The sequence below is a fragment of the Vibrio sp. Vb0349 genome, assembly GCF_033338975.1.
The window spans coordinates 485002-506031 of record NZ_JAWOTS010000001.1 but is presented as its reverse complement, the minus strand read 5'-3'; the positions used below and the strand labels follow the sequence as shown (position 1 = coordinate 506031).

At 44.3% G+C, this 21030-nt stretch carries 20 protein-coding genes; 16 read left to right on the top strand and 4 right to left on the bottom strand.

The features are described 5' to 3' along the window. The first annotated feature begins 66 nt into the window (after nt 1–66). From R7Q47_RS02280 to R7Q47_RS02205, 16 genes are all read left to right on the top strand, one after another. Nucleotides 67–1467 (top strand): undecaprenyl-phosphate glucose phosphotransferase, encoded by a 1401-nt coding sequence (locus R7Q47_RS02280; RefSeq protein WP_042521578.1) that lies wholly within the window; start codon nt 67–69, stop codon nt 1465–1467. Between the two features lie 10 nt (nt 1468–1477). Continuing rightward, on the top strand, nt 1478–2683 hold the full coding sequence (locus tag R7Q47_RS02275; protein WP_248486186.1) for an outer membrane beta-barrel protein: 1206 nt from the start codon (nt 1478–1480) through the stop codon (nt 2681–2683). A 12-nt stretch (nt 2684–2695) separates the two neighbouring features. Continuing rightward, on the top strand, nt 2696–3229 hold the full coding sequence (locus R7Q47_RS02270) for a polysaccharide biosynthesis/export family protein (protein ID WP_005375265.1): 534 nt from the start codon (nt 2696–2698) through the stop codon (nt 3227–3229). Between the two features lie 15 nt (nt 3230–3244). Further along, entirely contained in the window at nt 3245–5425 is a 2181-nt protein-coding gene (locus tag R7Q47_RS02265; protein WP_171342490.1) for a GumC family protein, read from the top strand. Beyond that, entirely contained in the window at nt 5403–6212 is an 810-nt protein-coding gene (locus R7Q47_RS02260; RefSeq protein ID WP_005375261.1) for a putative capsular polysaccharide synthesis family protein, read from the top strand. The genes R7Q47_RS02265 and R7Q47_RS02260 overlap by 23 nt, the downstream gene beginning before the upstream one ends. A 2-nt stretch (nt 6213–6214) precedes the next feature. Next, entirely contained in the window at nt 6215–7267 is a 1053-nt protein-coding gene (locus R7Q47_RS02255) for a glycosyltransferase (RefSeq protein ID WP_005385849.1), read from the top strand. Next, on the top strand, nt 7233–8480 hold the full coding sequence (locus R7Q47_RS02250; RefSeq protein ID WP_248486184.1) for an O-antigen ligase family protein: 1248 nt from the start codon (nt 7233–7235) through the stop codon (nt 8478–8480). The genes R7Q47_RS02255 and R7Q47_RS02250 overlap by 35 nt, the downstream gene beginning before the upstream one ends. A 15-nt stretch (nt 8481–8495) precedes the next feature. Beyond that, nucleotides 8496–9329 (top strand): putative capsular polysaccharide synthesis family protein, encoded by an 834-nt coding sequence (locus R7Q47_RS02245; protein WP_005375258.1) that lies wholly within the window; start codon nt 8496–8498, stop codon nt 9327–9329. Next, complete coding sequence (locus R7Q47_RS02240; protein ID WP_017821257.1) at nt 9326–10357, top strand: glycosyltransferase family 4 protein; 1032 nt, start codon at nt 9326–9328, stop codon at nt 10355–10357. Before R7Q47_RS02245 ends, R7Q47_RS02240 begins: the two co-directional genes overlap by 4 nt. 8 nt (nt 10358–10365) lie before the next feature. Then, nucleotides 10366–11673 (top strand): oligosaccharide flippase family protein, encoded by a 1308-nt coding sequence (locus R7Q47_RS02235; protein ID WP_017635291.1) that lies wholly within the window; start codon nt 10366–10368, stop codon nt 11671–11673. Nucleotides 11674–11675: 2 nt separating this feature from the next. Next, nucleotides 11676–12071 (top strand): VanZ family protein, encoded by a 396-nt coding sequence (locus R7Q47_RS02230; protein ID WP_171345494.1) that lies wholly within the window; start codon nt 11676–11678, stop codon nt 12069–12071. A 67-nt stretch (nt 12072–12138) separates the two neighbouring features. Then, nucleotides 12139–12459, top strand: coding sequence for a N(4)-acetylcytidine aminohydrolase (yqfB, locus tag R7Q47_RS02225; protein WP_005385855.1), 321 nt, complete (start codon nt 12139–12141; stop codon nt 12457–12459). 50 nt (nt 12460–12509) lie between these two features. Beyond that, on the top strand, nt 12510–13109 hold the full coding sequence (locus R7Q47_RS02220; RefSeq protein WP_005385858.1) for a TetR/AcrR family transcriptional regulator: 600 nt from the start codon (nt 12510–12512) through the stop codon (nt 13107–13109). 151 nt (nt 13110–13260) lie between these two features. After that, nucleotides 13261–14295: an NADP-dependent oxidoreductase gene (locus R7Q47_RS02215; RefSeq protein WP_213873852.1), complete on the top strand. Its 1035-nt coding sequence runs from the start codon at nt 13261–13263 to the stop codon at nt 14293–14295. Between the two features lie 14 nt (nt 14296–14309). Then, nucleotides 14310–14927, top strand: a complete 618-nt coding sequence (locus tag R7Q47_RS02210; RefSeq protein WP_005375238.1) for a glutathione S-transferase family protein — start codon at nt 14310–14312, stop codon at nt 14925–14927. Nucleotides 14928–15217: 290 nt separating this feature from the next. After that, a complete protein-coding gene (locus tag R7Q47_RS02205; protein WP_248486182.1) occupies nt 15218–16657 on the top strand; it encodes a catalase in 1440 nt (479 codons plus the stop codon). Between the two features lie 195 nt (nt 16658–16852). Here R7Q47_RS02205 and R7Q47_RS02200 read toward each other — a convergent pair whose 3' ends face one another. The 4 genes from R7Q47_RS02200 to norV form a co-directional block, all read right to left on the bottom strand. Next, nucleotides 16853–17731 carry an NAD(P)-dependent oxidoreductase gene (locus R7Q47_RS02200; protein WP_017821261.1) on the bottom strand — a complete coding sequence of 293 codons (879 nt, stop codon included), beginning with the start codon at nt 17729–17731 and terminating at the stop codon, nt 16853–16855. A 184-nt stretch (nt 17732–17915) separates the two neighbouring features. Then, on the bottom strand, nt 17916–18254 hold the full coding sequence (locus R7Q47_RS02195; RefSeq protein WP_005375231.1) for a DUF1971 domain-containing protein: 339 nt from the start codon (nt 18252–18254) through the stop codon (nt 17916–17918). A 42-nt stretch (nt 18255–18296) separates the two neighbouring features. Next, on the bottom strand, nt 18297–19445 hold the full coding sequence (norW, locus tag R7Q47_RS02190; RefSeq protein WP_047102580.1) for an NADH:flavorubredoxin reductase NorW: 1149 nt from the start codon (nt 19443–19445) through the stop codon (nt 18297–18299). An 8-nt stretch (nt 19446–19453) separates the two neighbouring features. Further along, nucleotides 19454–20956 (bottom strand): anaerobic nitric oxide reductase flavorubredoxin, encoded by a 1503-nt coding sequence (gene norV / locus R7Q47_RS02185; protein WP_372052361.1) that lies wholly within the window; start codon nt 20954–20956, stop codon nt 19454–19456. Nucleotides 20957–21030: the final 74 nt, after the last annotated feature.

Here is a 21030-nt window from a genome sequence, read left to right as displayed (position 1 = left end):
CGTTCACGACACGGCAATTGGGGAAGACACCCAAGGGCGGTAGCGTGTCAGAAGGGAAACTGAGTCATGAAACAAAAAGGACTTATCCGCTCTCATGAGATGGAGTTCGCTTTTTTATATCGCATCTCAGATCTTGCTGTCATCGTCTCTTTTATGCTGCTTTTAGTGTTCAAAGACATGAATACTGCGATGGGGAAAGATTACGTCATATTGGCTTTCGTTGGAGGCATCTCCTTTCTATTTATGGCAGAAAGCGGCAATCTGTATCGCTCTTGGCGAACCAGTTCGTTTAAAGAGCAGATGTTTATTGTCTGTGTTGCTTGGGCGGTGACTTCTGCACTTATCTTTGTTGTGCTGTATTTTTCTGAAGTCCATACCTTATTTGATAACACAATTTTAGCGCTGTGGTTTGCGATTACGCCCGCTCTGCTTTTGGCATGGCGAGTAACATTCCGTACCGGATTGGCCTATTTGAGAAAAAAAGGATTCAACACTCGCACTGCAATCATCATCGGCCAAACTCCTCACGGCATTACCCTAGCTAACGAAATTCAAAACCACACAGAACACGGCGTGCTTTTTGATGGCTTTTACGACGAACGATCTTCCGACAGATTGCCAAATTCTGATTATCCTATTAAAGGAGCTGTTGACCACGCCCTTGAGCGAGCTAAAAAAGGGGAAGTAGATTACGTCTATATCGCGATGCCAATGCACGCAAAAGAGCGCATTGCGTCACTTCTTAACCAATTCTCAGATACCACCGCAAATACGTATCTGATTCCCGACTTCTTCACTTATAACCTTTTACATTCTCGTTGGGCGCAGATCGGCCAAGTTCAAACACTAAGTGTCTTTGATACACCTTTTGCTGGAATTTCTTCTTGGGTAAAACGGTTTGAAGACATCTTGTTTTCGAGCATTATTTTGGTCTTAATCGCCCCTATTCTATTCGTCATTGCGATTGGCATTAAGGCAACTTCTAAAGGCCCTGTCATCTTTAAACAACATCGTTACGGTCTTGATGGACGCAAGATTGAAGTCTGGAAGTTCCGTTCAATGACAACCATGGATCAAGGTTCCAACGTGAAACAGGCGACAAAGAACGATCCTCGTATTACGCCTTTTGGCGGATTTCTGCGTCGCACTTCTTTGGACGAACTACCTCAGTTTATCAATGTACTGCAAGGGACCATGTCTATTGTCGGCCCACGCCCTCATGCCGTGGCACACAATGAAGAATACCGTCAGATCGTGGATCGCTACATGCTACGTCACAAAGTAAAACCAGGCATTACTGGCTGGGCGCAGATTAATGGTTATCGCGGCGAAACCGACACCTTAGAAAAAATGGAAAAGAGAGTCGAGTTTGATTTGGATTACATCCACCACTGGTCGGTTTGGATGGACATCAAAATCATCTTTATGACCGTTTTCAAAGGCTTCACTGGTGCTAACGCTTACTAAGGTTAAGATTATGAAGAAACTGACAATGGCAATAGCATTGAGTCTGTTTTCTACTGACTTGCTCGCAGAACCGATGGCTTACCAAACCGAGTCTGGTTTAGAGTTGATTCCCCTCGTAAAAACTTTCTACGAGGGAGATGACAACATCAATAAAGCGGAAAAATCCGGCAATGTAGAATCGGTCAATATTTGGGGTATAGAACCAAGCTTACTAGCACGTATAGAACGGAATCGCTATCGCGCAGATATTTTATATAAGTTAAAAGCGGGCTTTTCATCTGACGATCGCAACGACTTCGACGACCACACTTTTCAGTTTTCCAACTTTTTCGAATTTAATCATCGTCATCGTTTAGTGGTTGATTACCGTTTTCGCGCCCAGCATGAAGTTCGAGGAGAAGATATTACCGAAGGTAATGGTAGCGCAATCGACTCACCAATAGAGTTCAACCGTAACGATGTAAAAACCAATTATGTCTTTGGATCTAACGGTGCCAAAGGCAGACTCGAATTCGGTTTAGGCTATAGTGATAAAACCTATCAAAACTATCGTGACGGCTTGCCTGGTCGCCCAAACGCTAAAACTAAATACAACGATTTTCGAGCTCCCAATGCACATTTGGAGTTCTATTTAAGAGCGACGCCAAGAACCTATTGGTTAGTCGGAACAAACCAAATCGTAACCGAGTATCAGCACCGAAATTCTGCGCAGCCATCGAAAGATAACAACACCAGTTTCTATTACACCGGTGCCGAATGGGAAGTCACAGGAAAAACCAAAGGCATCGCTCGAATCGGTTATCAAATCAAAGATTTTGACAGCGCTCAACGAGAGACATTTAAAGGCTTTAGTTGGGATATCGGCTTTGAATGGTTGCCTCAAGAACAAACTCTAGTCAGCGTGAAAACCACTCAAGCGGCGGTTAACCCCGATCAAGATGGCGATTACAACCTACAAACTCGTTACCGACTGAACCTGAAGCACGATTGGAATAGTTACCTTGCAACTCGCTTAGGTGCTGTTTATCAACAAGATGATTACACGGGAATCTCCAGAAACGACGATCGGTACACTCTATCTTTTGGTATCGATTATCAGATCAAACGTTGGATACAGCTGCAAGCCGATTGGCAATACCAAGATAAAAACTCTAGCCGATCGGGTTATAGCTTCGAACAAAACATTTGGACTTTAAGCGCACAGTTTTCTCTGTAAAAAGGATTATTAATGAAGGCATTCATCAAATTCATGAGTGTAGCGTTGTTGCTATTTAGCACTTTGGTCAACGCTGACTCAAACGAGGAAGATTACTTACTCGATACTGGCGATACCATTTCCGTGCAGGTCTATGGTGAAGAAGATCTTACGATTAAAAATATTCTAATAACGTCAGATGGCTATTTTGATTACCCCTACCTTGGCCGAATCAAAGCAATCAAAAAAACACCAAAACAACTCAAGTACGAAATAGAAACGGGCTTAAAAGGCGATTATCTCATCAATCCAAAAGTGATGGTCACCATCAATAACTTTCGTCTGTTTTACGTTAATGGCGAAGTCAGGAAACCTGGTGGATTTGAGTACCGTCCAGGGTTAACCATAGAGAAGGCCATCGCTCTAGCAGGTGGCTTGACCGACAGAGCCTCACGCAAAGGCATTAACCTCACCAAGCATAAAACGGGTCAAACGATGGAAGGAGTCAGTATGCACCGCAACGTTGAACCTGGTGACATTGTATTTATTGACCAGAGCTTCTTTTAAGTGACAGGGAATCAAATGAACGGGACTCATCCAAATAATCTCCAGATGAACAAAGTAGAACTGATTCGTTTTGGCCATCACTTCAAAGCGATTAAAAAGAATTGGCTAAGCATCGCAGCATTCACGCTTCTGTTCTCATTAACTTGTACTTGGTATATCTACTCCAAAGCATCGATATACCAAGCTACAGCTACGCTACTCATCCAAGAGGAGCAAAAAAGCGCCCTTTCAATCGAAGAAGTATATGGCGTCGACACGACAAAAAAAGAGTACTTTCAAACGCAAATCGCCATTTTAAAATCGAATCATATTGCAGATAAGGTCATTAGAGAGCTGAACCTCACCCAATTACCTGAATTCACAAGCTCAGGGGGGTTAAATAAAAAAATCGACCAAATAAAGTCGATTCCTTTTGTTCAAGACCTACTGAATGTGGCACCAAGCCCAAAAGAAACCGCCCAGTTTTCAGAGTCCTATTATCAGGCACTTCAAGCTTTCAGAAGTAAACTCGATATTGAGCCAGTACGTAACACCCAATTAGTCAGAATTCGCTTTCGTTCTACCGATCCTAAGCTTGCGACGACAATCGCCAACGCGGTCGGCCAAGCCTATATTGACGCAAATTTTGAAGCCAAATTGGTCGTTACACAAAATGCGGCTACTTGGTTGACAAATAACTCTCAAAAATTGGAGGAGCGATTACGTAACTCGGAGCAAGCGCTGCAAGAATTCTTGTTAAAAGAAGGGTTGATCGATATAAACGGTATTGATGAAATTTACGCAAATGAGCTAGAAGAACTCACTCGCAAGCTGAATATCGCTGTTAATAAGCGTATTGAAGCGCAGACGTTAATCCAACTGTTACGACGTAAATCTTCGCAAAGTTTAGACAGCTTGTTGTCAATTGATGAATTCGCTAATCAAGCGCAAATCCGCGATCTAAAATTGTCGGAAGCACAGGCAGCCAAAAATCTCTCTGAACTGGCACAGCGCTACGGACCTAAACATGATCGAATGATTCAGGCGAAAGCACAGCTTGCTGAAATTCAATCAAGAACCCAGCAACTCATCCGTGACATTTCTTTCAGTAAGCAACAAGACCTTCTTGCTGCAAAAGCGCAAGAGGACATGCTTCGAGCAGAACTCGATAACAAAAAGTCAGACTTCCAATCGTTAGGGTCACAAAAAGCGCGTTACGAACAGTTAAAACGCGAGGTTGAATCGAATAAGGCACTCTATGAAGCGTTCTTAAATCGTGAGAAAGAGACCAACGCCACCAGCGACTACAAGAATGTCACGGCTCGCTTTACTGATAAAGCCATCATTCCTCTATTCCCGGTGGCACCACAACGAATCAAACTGGTACTGATTGCCACCTTTTTTGGCTTTGCCATTGCTTGCGCTCTAGTCATCATCTTAGAAACGATGCGAGAAGTTATCCGAAGCACAGCCGATGTGCAGGAAAAACTTGGTGTTACGTGTTTAGGTGTGATTCCTATGGTCAAAAAACGCAATTTGCGTAAAAACGGCGTCAGTTATACCGCGTATCTAGATGATGAAGAAAAGCTATTTAGTGAAGCTTGCCGCTCCGTCAGAACCTCGCTTCTGCTCAGATTAACCAACACGAAGCAAAAGATATTGCCCTTTACCTCTGCTATTCCAGAAGAAGGAAAAACATCGACCAGTATCAATATGGCGGTGTCGTTTTCAAAAATGGAAAAGGTGTTGATCATCGACTGCGATTTACGTCGACCTTCCATAGCAAAGCGATTCGGTATTGCTGAATCAAGCCCTGGCTTAACGCATATCCTGACTATGGATACGCCAATCAAAGATTGTGTTACACATATAAAAGAAGCCAACTTAGATGTATTACCGGCCGGCCTAATTCCGCCAAACCCACAGGAATTACTGGCTTCTGATCGCTTTAAAAAGTTGCTCGAACATTTTCAAAATAAGTATGACCGGATCATTATCGATACACCACCCCTACTGTCAGTGAGTGACGCACTTATTCTTGGTCAGTATGCCAATGGTCTGATCACCGTCATTCGCTCAGAATCAACAAAATCATCACTGGTTAACCTTGCGTTATCTAAACAAATACAACACTCAGTTCCATCTCTTGGCGTCTTAATCACACAAGCCAAGGCCAAGGAAGGAGAGACGCTTTATGTCCAGAAATACGCCTACTAACGTAAACCTATCTTGGTACCAAACGTTGAAAAGCCAAGAACAGCCGGTATTGATCTATCAAATGGGCAAAGTAGGTTCGAGTGCATTAGAGCATTCCATTCCTAACTCGATTCACTTGCACGACCTTATGACCGTCGATGCGCAAAAACAAATATCCCCCGTTAGAGCGCAATTGCATAAGCCTCAGATCAATGCGTTAAAGCGACGACTAAAGCGTATAACGATGAGCCATATGTTAAAGCGCAAGAAAAAAGTTCGAATTATCTCGCTGGTGCGTGAACCGATCGGACGAAATGTCTCAATGTTCTTTCAAGCACTTCCTTTTTGGATGGCGGACAAATATCTAAAGGATGACAGCGCAATACGTACCGAACGACCGCAATTACTCCAAGAAGCATTTGATAAGCACATGAATCATCAATATGCGCTGCAGTGGTTTGACAACGAGATCAAACAACTAACAGGGATTGATGTGTTTAACGAGTCTTTTAATCACGAAGTAGGCTATCAAACATACCATAACAATAACTTCTCACTGTTGGTCATTCGAAGTGACAAGCTAACGAAGGCTAACTCCGCAGTTGAAGACTTTTTAGGTTACCCCGTGGATGTTGTTTATGAAAATCAATCAGACAACAAATGGTACTCGCCACTAATGAAAGAATTCAAAACGCAATTTCAACCTACACCCGAGTACGTTGAAGAAATGCTGAATTCTAAATTGACGAAGCACTTTTTCTCAAATGCAGAAATCACCGACCTTAAACAGCAATATCTGACCAATTAATCATGAAAACCAAGATTCTACATATTATTAATGATCTTTCTCAGAACGGCGGTGCTCAGAAGTTCTTAGTCGACCTTGTTTTAGAACATAAGCCTGAATACGAAATCAAAATTTTGGTCTTGTGTGATGAAAATGATTACTTACCAATGCTATCCGCCCAAGGGATAGAGTGTTTTAACTGGCGCACTTTGTCATTGAGTGAGAAATTCTCTTTGCTGCGTTGGCCGGATGTCGTTCACGGGCACCTCTACCCTTCCATTTACCTAGCGCTATTGGCGGTAGGTAAAAAACGAATCCAAACTGAGCACTGTTCTTATAACCGTCGACGTGACTATCCGCTGTTTAAGTTCATGGAATACGTCTTGTATTGGGGCCACGACTTGACGGTCAGTATTAGTGAAAAAGTACAAGATGAACTGGTGAAGTTCATGCCTCGTTACCAACACAAATATCACGTGGTGCACAATGGCGTTGATTTAAAACGGTTTTCTATGACGCCAAGATGCGCCAGCCACCTAATCGACAAACCAGTTATCAAGATTGGAATGGTGGGCCGACTTCACCAACATAAAGATCATGAAACGCTTATCCAAGCACTTATCCATTTACCAAGACGATACGAACTCCACCTTGCGGGAGATGGAGAAAAAAAATCGTCACTGCAAGCATTGGCAACAAAAATCAACGTCGCGCAACGTGTTCACTTTCATGGCGTAGTTTCTGACGTTCCAGCCTTTTTGAACGACATGGATATTTACGTGCAATCGTCGCACGTCGAAGGCTTTGGTTTGGCGGCGGTTGAGGCGATGGCAGCAGGCTTACCCGTACTATCGTCGGACGTACCTGGTTTGGATGACGTCACCGGACGTGCCGAATATTTATTTCAAGTTGGTAACGTCACTGAACTGAGCCAAAAAGTGCTCCAGCTGTGTGAAAGTGTTGAGCGGTATGACGCTGCAAGTCAATACTCAGTCAATAGGGCCTCTCTCTACACCATCGATAAATTTCGTGAAGGTTACTATGGAATCTACCAGCAGCTTTGCGCCAACAAATAATTCCGCGCCATCGAGCCATCGCGCCTCATTGCTTGCAGCATGCCTATTAGCATTGTTCTTTATTCCTATGAAGTTTCGTGCTGGAGGAATAGCGCTAGCCCCGTCTGACATCGCAAGCCTTTTGTCCATTGGTTTTACTGCATTAGTGGTATTGGAAGGAAAAGCTGAAAAACTCATGCATCCCTGTATGGGGTTCCTCATATTGTTCACTGGGTATGTGTTCATAAATGGTCTGCTAAATCGCGTCCCTTTAATGCCGCTAGTTATAGAAACTGTGCAATGGTTAGCGATTTTGTGCCTACTGAGCCTAATGTACGCCTATGGCGTGTTTGATGACGAACGGGTAATGGTTTATTTCACGTATTTGTTGTTTTTCATCTGTACGCTCGTTGCCTTATGGCACTTTGCTCAGGGCTATCAAAGCGGGTTTAAGTTACTCGGGGTAAGTAAATACGGGTTCGGTGTACTGTGCTCGCTACTGTACCTTTATCGAGATAAAATTCGCGCTTTCCACCTTTTGATGCTCGTAGCTTTAGTATTACTGGTGTTGTCACAAGAAAGAAAAGCGCTACTTGGTTTTTGTCTGCTTTTCTTCTTTGACCAACTGCTCGTAAAAAACTTAATGAGAAAATCGCTCAGCGAAACGTACACGTGGACAATTTTATTAGCCTTGAGCTTCATTGTGTTTACTGCCGTCACAACCACACTCTACGTTGGGTTTGAAACGCTAGCAGACACATTGGAAATAACCCAAGAAGACGTCTTATTTGCCAACCAAAGTGAAGCGCGCTGGGTATCGAATCTTCATAGAAAACTTTTACTTGCCAATGGGCTAGATATTTTACTTCAACACCCGGTGTTAGGTGTCGGCGCGAAAATGTTACCCAACTTTATGATCAGTTACTTTAACTATGATGAGCTGGCGATCTACACCCACAACTTTGTGTTAGATACCGCAATTGAATACGGATTGCTTGGTATCGGTCTGCTGTTTGGTGGTTATTTTCTTTTTATTCGCTTTTGCTTCCGCAGCCTTAATGAAAACAGAAAAAGCCTATTACTTGCGATATACGCCCTCATCATGGTGTTTTTCGTTGCGGTAAACACCACCATAATTTTAATACTCTTGTTACCCGTCATGATCAGCATGAGCAACGACTCACGGGCCATTGCTCATACTTTTCCGGTAAGCCATCACCACGAATATGAATAATCAAGGATAGGATAGATGAAGTATTCAATCTCTCGACAATTTGAAAAGAACCGAGAACTCCAAGCTGATAATTTTGTTTTAGTTTACCAAATGGGCAAAGTTGGCTCCTCATCAATTGAGCACACGCTAGGGGAGAAAAATATCCCGAGCTATCACATCCACACCTTTGATGATCACGAAGAATTTCACATGTATCATAATAAAAAAGACGTGAGTAAATTCTTCGACTTCCGAAACCGCGCACTCTATCGCTTAGTGCTCAAGCAGCGAAAACGTATCTTACAAAAACGAGAACAGATTAAAATCGTTACGCTGGTCCGCGATCCAATCGCAACTGTCTTTTCTCGCTTCTTTCAAGATCTCCATTTGCAATTTATCGAAGGCAAAAAGAACGATGCAATTCACCGAGATATGGAAGTCACGTATCAGCACCTCGAGCATTGCTTTGATAACTATATCAATCTCAACTATTTTGCGGACTGGTTCGACAACGAGTTAAAGCGTAATTTCAATATCGATGTGATGCGCCAAGAGCTGGACAACACTCAACCTTTCTTCACATTCCAGAACGATCAGGCCAACGTCATGCTAATCAAATGCGAACAGCTCAGTTCTCTTGATAAAGAAATCGGTGAGTTTCTTGAGTTGCAAGACTTCGTGCTGAAAAACAGCAACGAAGCGAAAAACAAGTGGTACTCCAATATCCACCAACACTTTAAGAATCACTACGACTTCTCAAAACTGTTCTATATGTACGATCTTCCCTTGTATCGCCACGTTTATTCAGAGCAAGAGCGTGATGCTTTTAAACACAAATGGATGCAAACACCAGGGACAAAATCATCATGAAGAAAGTGCTCCATGTTACAGAAGCATTTGGAGGTGGCGTTCAAACCGCCCTCTATAGTTATGTTCACTCATCCAGAGACGAGCCTTATCAGCATTTCTTGCTAGCCAGAGCCCGAGAAAACGACTTGACCAATGAGAACAACCACCACATTTTCGTACAGACAAAGTGGGTAGAAGGCGGCTTGCTTCAATTTATTCGCGATGCAAACCACATGATTGCATCACTTGGTCCCGACGTCGTGCATTTGCACTCGAGTAAAGCAGGATTTCTCGGCCGATTTCTAAAGCTTGGCAAGGCACGCTTGGTTTACACACCGCACTGTTATGCCTTCGAACGTGAAGATATCTCAGAGCTTGCACGCCAGATCTATAAAGCACTAGAGAAAGTAAAACTGAGCAAAATTGATGTGGTTGCAGGCTGTAGCCAACGAGAGTGTGACCTAGCCATTAGCATTGGTGCGAAACGTGCCGAACTGCTCAACAACTACGTGTCTTATCAAAGTGAAGATCGTATAGAGCGAAACAAGCAAGAAGCGCTGAAGCTCGTTGTACTTGGTCGTGTCGCGCCTCAAAAAGATCCTCAGTTTCTTATCAGCACATTGCAGTTCCTTAATCGGTATGCGCTTAACCGCCCGATAGAGATCACATGGATAGGTGGCGGTGACCACGTACTCGAACAGAAATTACGCACTGAAAATGTGGATGTAACGGGCATGCTGCCTCGCGATGAGGTAGTTGAAAAGCTCAAGGGTTCAGACCTTTATCTACATACTGCAGCATGGGAAGGGATGCCGTTAACCATTCTAGAAGCATCCAAGTTACATCTTCCTATGGTTATTCGGACCATCGGCGCAACCAAAGATCTCAACTACCCGTTTTTAGCGCTCACACCTGAAGAAATGGCCAAGCAGATCGCGCATTGTGTCAATCATTATGAAGAGATCGATTTTCGCCAATATACAGCAGAATTAAACGATGCCTTCAGTGAAGAAAAACAGCGCCTCGCACTCAATAAACTTTACGGTTAAATGCCCCTATGTTTCACACTGTTCAACAAAAATTACTGTTGATGCCCAGCGGTAAAAAAAGCTTGTTATCTACTGGATTAAAAACCGCAATCACGCGTGTGTTGAGTGCGCTATTTGCTTTTTTACTGACTCTGATTGTATCGAAGACCAGTGACGCTTCGACGGCCGGTCAATTCTTCTTTTTATTCAACCTAGTCTCGCTACTCGCCATCGTTTCTCAGCTAGGTTTTGATGTCTCGTTAGTTCGTTACAATGCGATCGCTTTTAATAACAAAGAGAAGCTTGAACAAAGCCAAAACTATAAAACCGCACTTTATCGAAGTATGGCATTTTGCTTGCTCGCCATAGGCGTTTTGTTGGCAGGGTTTAATCTGTTTCCAGAGCAGCTAAACCAGACTCAATCACCAATGTATGCGATTATTTTATGCTTGCTTTGCATACCTTTCTTGGTGCTTGCGCAAACCAACAGTCGGGTGCTTCAAGCATGTAGAAAAGTTGTATCATCTCTGTTTGCGTTGCAGCTTGGGGTAAGCATGTTGATGGTCATTTTTGTCTTTGCCCTAGACTATATCGGTCAGCAAAATATCAACAATCTAATGACCGCACTGCTTTTAGCGAGCATAGGTGTCGCGGTCATATCTAGTGCCAATTGGCTTGGCTCAGATCAATATCAAACATCGGCTTTCGTACCAAACAAAAAAATGGTCGCTTCTGCCAAGCAAGTCTGGGTTGGCAGTATCTTCACGAATGTTCTTCAGTGGGGAAGCCTTGTTATTGCGGGCTTTTTTATCTCAACAGCGGAACTCGGTTTGTTAGCCGCAGCCCAACGCACATCACTACTGATTGGCTTCGTGCTGATTACCATTAACTTTGTGGTCGCCCCGATGTTTGCCTCTCTCTACAAAGAGCGCCAAATGCGCAAACTGCAGAATCTGAGCCGCTTGGCGTGCCGAGCCAATGTTGGTTTAGCGATTGTACCCGTAATTATTTGCACCCTCTTCCCCGAGTTTGTAATGCAACTTTTTGGTGGGGAGTTTCTCGCCGCGGCACCACTATTAGTCGTCCTTTCTCTGGGGCAGTTAGTCAATGTTGCGACTGGTTCAGTAGGTTTTTTATTATTAATGAGCGGTCATGAGAGAACCATGAAATACATTACAATTTCCTCAGGTATGGTGTCTATCTGCCTACTTGTTACGCTTTGCCAAATGTTTGGGGTGATTGGTGCAGCGTGGGCAATGGCAATTGGCATGGCTATCCAGAATTTAGCAGCACTGTATTTTGTAAAACGTTACTTAGGCTTCTTTCCAATAGGTTAATTATGGCTTTAATACTGGCACGCACGAGTTTTGTTTTAGTCCTGACGCTAACCGCTTCACTCTCTTTGTGGAAAAGCTCTGACCTACACCATACTGCTTACCTGCAAATGGAAACCTACTTAGGCGGCTCAAGTACGCTTCACTTTACTTTCAGTTTATTGATCGGCTTTTTATCGGTTTTCACGTTCCCTTCTCTGGTGAGCCCGAATAAAACCGACGTTTTTGGGATTCGTCTTTTGCTACTGCTGTTAGCTATCGTTTCAATGGAAGAAATAAGCCAACTTTTTATTCCAAATCGATCATTTAGTTTTGATGATCTCAGCACCAACTGGATAGGCGTTATCTCAGGTTACTTTAGTGCCAAGTTAATTCGCTTCATCCGCGCTCGATCGTTCTAGTAAAACAGGAATATCTGGGGTATTTGGGTATATAATTACGCCAAACAACCAGACTAACGAGTACATCATGCCATCTCATCCAACCAAGATAACTTTTTTTGAATTCTTAACCCCGTTGATCACGTCAGGCAAAAAGACGATAACGATTCGAGATGAATCAGAAAGCCATTACGTTCCCAATACAGAAGTCGAAGTTTTTACCTTAGAAACGGATCGTAAAGTCTGCGATATCAAGATACGCTCTGTAGAACCACTTCACTTTGAAGATATTAATGAGTTTCATGCAGAACAAGAAGCCATCGAACTACCAAAACTCAAGCAGTTAATTCGAGAAATCTACCCAAATACCGACACGCTCTTTGTTATTGAGTATGAGCTGATTAAATAACCCACAACAAATACTAGACGACTGGTCTAATTCATTCTATAGTACACTCCATGAACGCAAAGACGAATGACACACGCCAACATATTCTCGACGTCGGATACGAGTTGATCGTAAACCGAGGGTTCACGAGTGTTGGTCTTTCAGAGCTATTAAAAAAGGCCGCAGTGCCAAAAGGCTCGTTTTATCATTACTTCAAGTCCAAAGAACAATTTGGTGAAGCGATGATTCAAGACTACTTTACTAAGTATTTTGAGCGTTTAAACGCACGCTTTACCAATACTGAATTGAGTGGCTACCAACGCCTAATGAGCTATTTCGAAGAAATGGTCAAAGTAGAAGACGACGTGTGTAATGCGAACAAATGTTTATTGGTCAAGTTAAGTGCAGAAGTCTCCGATCTCTCTGAGTCAATGCGCTTGGCATTACGCCAAGGAGCAGACAAAACCATTCAAGCGATAGCGGATTGCATAGACATCGGCATTCAAGATGGCTCAATCCCCAATGGTGACAGTGCGTTATTAGCAAGGCAGATATACTACCTTTGGAATGGCGCTAGCTTGCTGAACAAACTTTATCAAGATCAGGCAGCATTGACGCAAAGTCTGACCTATACTCAACACTTACTGCAGAATACGCGCACTTGTCCATAACAGGCGGCGTGGAAGCAGAATGAACACCCTACACACGTTTCACTGTCAGAAAAAGCGTCAGTGTTAACACAGTAAACCTTCCCGCTTTAAATAAGCGGGATATTTTGAAATAAATACTAGACGACCGGTCTAATCAACAAGTGAGATAGATATGACTAACGCAACAAATCGCAGAATCGTACTCGCGTCACGTCCCCATGGTGCACCGACACAAGAAAACTTTCGTTTAGAAGAGGTAACGAAACCGACTCCGAGAGAGGGTGAAATGCTATTGAGAACGGTTTATTTATCTCTAGATCCATACATGCGTGGTCGCATGAGTGATGCCGAATCATACGCTGACCCTGTTGCAATTGATGACGTAATGGTCGGTGGTACAGTTTGTCAGGTAGAAACATCAAACCACCCAGATTACGAAGCGGGTGAATGGGTTCTTGCCTACACTGTTGGCTGGCAAGACTACGCTATCTCAACTGGTGAGATGGTCATTAAACTTGGTAAAGAACCGCAAAACCCTTCTTACGCGTTGGGCGTTGCAGGTATGCCAGGATTTACCGCGTACATGGGTTTACTCGACATTGGTCAGCCAAAACCAGGGGAAACCATCGTGGTAGCAGCTGCTACGGGGCCTGTAGGCGCAACAGTTGGTCAAATTGGTAAAATCAAAGGTTGCCGAGTTGTTGGTATAGCAGGCGGAGAAGAAAAATGCCGTTACGCTAAAGAGGTGCTTGGTTTCGATGAGTGTATTGATCACAGAGCTGAAGACTTTGCAGAACAACTGAAAAATGCCTGTGACAAAGGTATCGATGTTTACTTCGAAAACGTAGGTGGCAAAGTATTCGAGGCTGTAATGCCACTTCTGAATACAAATGCGCGTATCCCACTTTGTGGTTTGATTTCTCAGTACAACGCGACAGAGCTGCCTGAAGGTACCGACCATCTTCCATTACTAATGGGTAAGCTCCTGACCAAACGAATCAAGGTGCAAGGCTTCATCATTTTTGATGATTACGGACATCGTTACGGTGAATTTGCGCAAGATATTAATCAATGGTTGGCAGAAGGAAAGATCCAATACCGCGAACATCTAGTACAAGGACTGGATAATGCGCCAGAAGCATTCATCGGTCTGTTGGAAGGTAAGAATTTCGGCAAGCTTGTAGTACAGATTAACGACCCATTATAAAAAGGGATATGTAAATGATTAAACTTCACCACCTCAATCAGTCTCGTTCAAAGCGCATCATTTGGTTACTTGAAGAGCTAGATGTAAATTACGAGATTGTACCCTATGTCCGTGATTCCGTGACCTTCATGGCACCGCCAGAACTAAAAAGTGTTCACCCATTAGGAAAGTCACCTGTTCTTGAAGATAACGGCGAGATTATCATTGAGTCAGGTGCAATGACCGAATATTTGATTGAGAAATACAGTGACGGAGCCTTTGCTCCTGAGCGTGGTACAAAAGCACACACAGAATATTTGCAATGGATGCACTTTGCAGAAAGCTCTGCAATTTTACCTATGCTGCTAAAAATCTTCGTAAGCAAAGAGCCAAATGAAACTCAGTTTTTATCAGGCTATGCCGACAAGGAAGCAATGAATGTACTAGGCTACTTCGAGCAATCCTTAGAAGGCAAAACTTACCTAGTAGAAGAGCGTCTGACTGGCGCTGACATCATGATGTCTTTCATTGTCGAATTGGTTCAAAAGTTTGGTTTAGTTAATCACTTCCCTAATATTGAACGTTATGGGAAACAGCTCGCGACACACCCAGCATTTGCAAAAGCTGAACAACTTGAAGTGAAGTACTCTTAATTACTTCCCCCCTTTCGCCCCTTTGATGACACGTAAAACTTCATTTAAGGGGCGATATTACTAGCATCGCAGACACGCTAACTGGATAGCGCTCCCCCCAGTCAATCGCTTTCGAGAACGCCGATTGTTATGTCAATCAAGCTAATGTAGTAAATTTCTGATTCTAATATAGTTTCGACCATAGTCACCATCTATTGAATTGATAAGCAATATCAGTTTTCTCCCCCAGCTTTTCCGTAATAACCTCCTCTACAGTTTCTAAGGTATTGAACCCTGGAGGGGGAAGAAAAATGACAAACAAGAAATTGACTACAGCAGCAGGCTGCCCTGTCGCACATAACCAAAACGTTATGACTGCAGGTCCTCGTGGCCCTCAACTATTACAAGACGTTTGGTTCCTTGAAAAATTGGCACACTTTGACCGCGAAGTGATCCCTGAGCGTCGTATGCACGCAAAAGGTTCTGGTGCTTACGGTACGTTCACAGTAACGCACGACATCACAAAATACACTCGCGCTAAGATCTTCTCTGACATCGGCAAAAAAACAGAACTATTCGCTCGCTTCACTACTGTAGCTGGTGAGCGCGGTGCAGCAGACGCAGAACGTGACATCCGTGGTTTCGCACTAAAATTCTATACTGAAGAAGGTAACTGGGACTTGGTTGGTAACAACACACCAGTATTCTTCCTACGTGACCCACTAAAATTCCCAGACCTAAACCACGCAGTAAAACGCGACCCTCGCACTAACATGCGTAGCTCTACCAACAACTGGGATTTCTGGACATCACTACCAGAAGCATTCCACCAAGTGACTATCGTAATGAGTGACCGTGGTATCCCAGCTTCTTACCGTCATATGCATGGGTTTGGTAGCCACACATTCAGCTTCATCAACGCAGAAAACGAGCGTTACTGGGTGAAATTCCACTTCAAAACTCAGCAAGGCATCAAGAACCTGACTGACCAAGAAGCAGAAGCGATCGTAGGTAAAGACCGCGAAAGCCATCACCGTGACCTTTACGAAGCGATTGAGCGCCAAGACTTCCCTAAATGGAAGATGTACGTACAGATCATGCCTGAGCTAGAAGCGGATGAAGTCAACTTCAACCCATTCGACCTAACACGTGTATGGTCTCAAAAAGATTACCCACTGATCCCAGTTGGTGAGTTCGAACTGAACCGTAACCCAGAAAACTTCTACGCAGAAGTTGAGCAATCAGCGTTCAACCCAGCTGCAGTCGTACCTGGTATCGGCTTCTCTCCAGATAAAATGCTACAAGGTCGTCTGTTCGCTTACGGCGATGCTCAGCGTTACCGTCTAGGTGTGAACCATCATCAAATCCCAGTGAACGCACCTCGTTGCGCTGTTCACAGCTACCACCGCGATGGCGCAATGCGCGTTGATGGCAACTTTGGTTCAACACTGGGTTACGAGCCAAACTACAAACAAGAATGGGCAGAGCAACCAGATTACTCTGAGCCACCTCTACGCATCAATGGCAACGCTGATCACTACGATCATCGTGTAGACGAAGACTACTTCAGCCAAGCGGGTGACCTATTCCGTCTGATGAGCGAAGAGCAACGTCAAACTCTGTTCGATAACACAGCTCGCGCAATGGACGGTGTGCCAGAGTTCATCCAACAGCGCCACGTTCAACACGCATACCAAGCGGACGAAGCGTACGGCAAAGGTCTTGAAATTGCACTAGGCTTAAACAAGTAAGCGAACGCTGCAATCATTACACTGTGTGATTTAAAGACGAAAAAAAGGAGGTGCTCTACAGCACCTCCTGATTTCAAATCACTAATCCTTAATCACAAGTCACAAAACATGCTCAAGGTGATTCATTATGATTAACTTAGATTTCTTTAAGCTCTTTGATACCAAAGAACTGTTTATCTATTACTGATTCATCAACTACTGATTTTTAGCTACCGCTTTGATCAGTACTGATGTATCCATGCGACCTAAACCATCACGTTGAAGGTCTGCGTATTGCTCATCCACTTTCTTAGTCAGTGGAAGTTCTAGACCCACTCGCTCAGCTTCTTGCAGACAGAAACCTAAGTCTTTGCGCATCCAATCAATAGCGAAGCCAAAATCGAACTTGTCTTCAGCCATCGTATTTGCGCGGTTTTCCATCTGCCAAGAACCTGCAGCGCCATGCTTAAGTGTTTCTACAACTTGAGCAATGTCCAAGCCTGATTTTTGTGCTAGCAACAAAGCTTCACTCAGACCTTGTAAAACGCCTCCAATACAGATTTGGTTTACCATCTTACAGCGTTGACCCTGACCGTTTTCACCCAGTAGCGTCATCTGCTTCGCGTACACATCCATCGCCGGAGACACACGGTCAAAAATGCTTTGTTCACCACCACACATGATGGTTAGAACACCATTTTCTGCGCCCGCTTGACCACCAGAAACTGGCGCATCAATAAAGTGATTACCGTACTTAACACACGCTTCAGCCAGCTCAACCGCTAGGTCTGCAGAAGTGGTCGTGTGATCGACTAGCACTGCGTCCGCTTTCAAGCCGACCAGAATGCCCTCTTCACCGTAAACAACGCTACGAACGTCATCATCATTACCCACACAGGTAAAAACGATGTCACAGCCTTCCGCCGCTTCACGTGGTGTTTCACAAGCTACGCCTTGGTATTCTTCAGCCCATTTGTCGGCTTTCGCTTTTGTGCGGTTGTATACTTTGGTTTCAAAGCCCGCTTTACTTAGGTAACCAGCCATTGGGTATCCCATCACACCCAGACCAATAAATGCTACTCGTTGTTTTTCCATTGCACGCTTCCCTTAGTTCACCTGACTGAAATATTTCGTAACATGCTACTAAAGAATTGAAATCATTACTCGTGATTTCTCTTTCCTCGGTCTCGATGATCCTGCATTGCAGTCCGTTTATTGCGCCTTCTACACCCCTTTACTTGACGATTAGCGTAACAGTCAAAGCACTTACATAGGTTCACTACTGCTTAGCATGGAACATCGCTTGCCCACTCTTGTCCTTGTTCGACCAGAAATTGATGTTGAACTGAGCATCATCGCTCATCTCAATGCGGTGCCAGTACTGCGGTGGACTTGTAGCAAACTGGCCTGCATTAATCACCACCACTACTTCTGCTTCTGTGGCATTTTCATCAGCAAAGCCGTAGTAAGTCACTTGCCCTTCCATGACGCAAAGCTGTCCAAACACTCCCTCAGCGGTATTGTGATGAGTCAGTAGCGCTGGTGGCACATTGTCTTTAGTGAAGAAAGGCGTTGAACGTTGAACAGTCCAGTCTTTAGGAATTCGTAGATGCGACATAATGATATCCTCTCTAATTACAATTCTTTTCGTTTAAATCGGTTAAGCCTGACCGGCTTGAGACAACTCTCGAAGCAATGGAAATGCTTGCGTAACTTGTTCTCCCGTCACGACGAAGCCCATGAGTCGGCTATTTTCATCTTCTGCTTTCGCGGCAATGCCAGTTTGAGAAATCTGCACGCTCCAGTTCGTCACCGAACTAAAATCGCCTGCCAATTGAATTGGGTAGCTCGGCGTTTTGACCTTTACCATCATAGGCGGTAGTTTCAACTCTGCTTCTTGCCCCAGTAGTTGTTTGCCCAAAGCATTGGCACTTAGCACGATCGGTTGGAGGTACGGCATCATTCGACCTTGGATCTCAGCACAATCGCCTAATGCGAACACATTGGCTGCTGATGTCTGTAATCGAGCGTCCACCTCGATGCCTTTATTGACACTCAACCCACAAGCCTTCGCTAACCAAGTGTTAGCACGTAAACCCGCAGCTGAAATCACTACATCGGCTTCGATTGCTTTACCTTTGCTCAAGCTTGCCACCAGCGAATCATCCGAGTGATTGATCGCGACAACTCCAGTCTCTAAGGCAAGTTGAATACCTTGCTGCTTAAGTTGATTCTCCAGCGGCAATGCAACAAATTCAGGAATCAAGTTAGCGAGCAAACGGGGATTTGGCTCAACCACCGTAACGGCTTTACCACTGGTTGCGAGATCCATGGCGATCTCGACGCCGATCAAACCACCACCCATTACTAGAATTCGTTCCGCCCGGCTAATTTGCTCTTCCGCTAATTGATATTCTTGTAGCGAGTTCAGCGTTATCACCTCAGGTGCTGCATCGCCAGATATTGGCGGCACAAAGGCTTTCGCGCCTGTCGCAAACACCAGTTTGGAGTAAGAATAGGTTTGGCCGTTGGCTACCACTTGCTGGGCTTGCACGTCGACATGCTCAATCATGGTATGGGCGAACAGTTCGATGTTGTGTTCCTGTGCGAACGCCTCACCACTTTTAACCACTAAGTCTTGGGCGGTTTGCTTGTTGCTGAATACATGACTCAAATCAGGCTTGTTGTATTCCGCGCCGTCATCAGCAGTAAACACTTGCAGCGGAATATGTGCGTCCATTCGACGCACTGTTTTCACCAATTGGTAAGCCGCAAAGCCGCTACCAATAATCACAATAGGTGCTTGCATATTCCCTCCTAACCGTTGTATTCAACGAAAACGTCTTTACCTAAATGGCATTCTGGGCACAAGAAGTAATCTGGCACTTCCGACCAAGCTGTACCCGGTTCAACACCTTGGTTAGGCTCGCCTTTAGCTGGGTCGTATACCCAATTACAAACCGTACAAACCATGCATTGACAATCTGCGGGATGCGCCTCAGTACTAGGGTTGCTAGGAGCAGCATCTACTACCGCTTGTGTTGTCACTGGCGCAACGGGTTGTGATTGAACTTGTGGTACAGATGCAGTAATCGCAGGAGAAATAACAGGACTTGTCAGGTCATGCTTTGCCCACAATTTTGCGATGTTCTGACCATGTTCGCGACATTCACGCATCGCTTTACCATCTGGTCGCCATTTGGTTTTCAAGCTCACTGCGGTTTCAAAACCTGCGTCAGTCAATCGAGCATGGATACGATCCACCGCGCCACCATTCCACCCGTAGCTACCGAATGCAGCGGCCTTTTTCGCTTTAAAGCGCAGACCGGTAATTTCTTCTAGCATGCCAGCGATCTTCGGCATCATGACGTTATTCATGGTAGACGAACCAACCAAGATGCCTTTTGAGCGGAATACATTGGCGAGAATTTCATTCTTATCATGCTTAGAGACATTAAAGACTTTGACCGCCACACTAGGGTCGACATCGTGAATGCCTTGCGCGATTGCATCGGCCATCATTCGGGTGTTGTTTGACATAGAATCGTAGAAAATCGTAATGCGATCTTCTTGATAATTGTCTGCCCACGCTAAGTATTGCTCGATGATTTGAACCGGATTATCGCGCCATACAATACCGTGTGACGTTGCGATCATGTCAACAGGCAAATTAAAGCTCAGCACTTCTTTGATTTTAGCGGTTACCAAGCTGCTGAATGGCGTTAGGATGTTTGAGTAGTAACGCAAACACTGTTCCATCAACTCATTTTGATCCACTTCATCATTGAACAAACGTTCATCGCAGTAGTGCTGACCAAATGCGTCGTTACTGAATAACACTGCATCGCCAGTTAGGTAAGTCATCATGCTGTCTGGCCAATGCAGCATCGGCGCTTCCACGAACACCAATTGCTTACCGTTGCCAATATCAATGCTGTCGCCTGTTTTTACGGTTTTGAAGTTCCACTCAGGATGGTGGTGATGACCCACAATCGAATCAATCGCCGCTTCTGTACAGTAAATTGGCGTGTTCGGAATCTTCTCCATCAATGCCGACAATGCACCTGAGTGATCTTCTTCTGCATGGTTTACCACGATAAAGTCGATAGACTTAAGGTCGATTTCCATCTCTAAATTTTGGATGAATTGTTGACTGAATCGATGATCGACCGTATCAATCAATACGGTTTTCTCTTCACGAATTAGATAACTGTTGTAGCTGGTACCTTTTGTCATTTTGTATTCTGTACCGTGGAAGTCTTGAACTTCCCAATCGCGTTGACCTACCCAGTGGATGTTGTTTTTTACGTGAATTGTCATAATTACTACCTTGAATGACGGGATAAACAAAAATAATTTCTTCTTGTATTGCACTGGGCATGCCAACTTTTTAT

Bases quoted from the DNA above. Each gene is read 5' to 3' on its own strand.
- R7Q47_RS02255 (WP_005385849.1), top strand. From the start codon at position 6,215: ATGAAAACCAAGATTCTACATATTATTAATGATCTTTCTCAGAACGGC.
- R7Q47_RS02270 (WP_005375265.1), top strand. From the start codon at position 2,696: ATGAAGGCATTCATCAAATTCATGAGTGTAGCGTTGTTGCTATTTAGC.
- R7Q47_RS02205 (WP_248486182.1), top strand. From the start codon at position 15,218: ATGACAAACAAGAAATTGACTACAGCAGCAGGCTGCCCTGTCGCACAT.
- R7Q47_RS02265 (WP_171342490.1), top strand. From the start codon at position 3,245: ATGAACGGGACTCATCCAAATAATCTCCAGATGAACAAAGTAGAACTG.
- R7Q47_RS02200 (WP_017821261.1), bottom strand. From the start codon at position 17,731: ATGGAAAAACAACGAGTAGCATTTATTGGTCTGGGTGTGATGGGATAC.
- norV (WP_372052361.1), bottom strand. From the start codon at position 20,956: ATGACAATTCACGTAAAAAACAACATCCACTGGGTAGGTCAACGCGAT.
- R7Q47_RS02210 (WP_005375238.1), top strand. From the start codon at position 14,310: ATGATTAAACTTCACCACCTCAATCAGTCTCGTTCAAAGCGCATCATT.
- R7Q47_RS02215 (WP_213873852.1), top strand. From the start codon at position 13,261: ATGACTAACGCAACAAATCGCAGAATCGTACTCGCGTCACGTCCCCAT.
- R7Q47_RS02195 (WP_005375231.1), bottom strand. From the start codon at position 18,254: ATGTCGCATCTACGAATTCCTAAAGACTGGACTGTTCAACGTTCAACG.
- R7Q47_RS02275 (WP_248486186.1), top strand. From the start codon at position 1,478: ATGAAGAAACTGACAATGGCAATAGCATTGAGTCTGTTTTCTACTGAC.
- R7Q47_RS02220 (WP_005385858.1), top strand. From the start codon at position 12,510: ATGAACGCAAAGACGAATGACACACGCCAACATATTCTCGACGTCGGA.
- yqfB (WP_005385855.1), top strand. From the start codon at position 12,139: ATGCCATCTCATCCAACCAAGATAACTTTTTTTGAATTCTTAACCCCG.
- R7Q47_RS02260 (WP_005375261.1), top strand. From the start codon at position 5,403: ATGTCCAGAAATACGCCTACTAACGTAAACCTATCTTGGTACCAAACG.
- R7Q47_RS02250 (WP_248486184.1), top strand. From the start codon at position 7,233: ATGGAATCTACCAGCAGCTTTGCGCCAACAAATAATTCCGCGCCATCG.
- norW (WP_047102580.1), bottom strand. From the start codon at position 19,445: ATGCAAGCACCTATTGTGATTATTGGTAGCGGCTTTGCGGCTTACCAA.
- R7Q47_RS02230 (WP_171345494.1), top strand. From the start codon at position 11,676: ATGGCTTTAATACTGGCACGCACGAGTTTTGTTTTAGTCCTGACGCTA.
- R7Q47_RS02240 (WP_017821257.1), top strand. From the start codon at position 9,326: ATGAAGAAAGTGCTCCATGTTACAGAAGCATTTGGAGGTGGCGTTCAA.
- R7Q47_RS02280 (WP_042521578.1), top strand. From the start codon at position 67: ATGAAACAAAAAGGACTTATCCGCTCTCATGAGATGGAGTTCGCTTTT.
- R7Q47_RS02235 (WP_017635291.1), top strand. From the start codon at position 10,366: ATGTTTCACACTGTTCAACAAAAATTACTGTTGATGCCCAGCGGTAAA.
- R7Q47_RS02245 (WP_005375258.1), top strand. From the start codon at position 8,496: ATGAAGTATTCAATCTCTCGACAATTTGAAAAGAACCGAGAACTCCAA.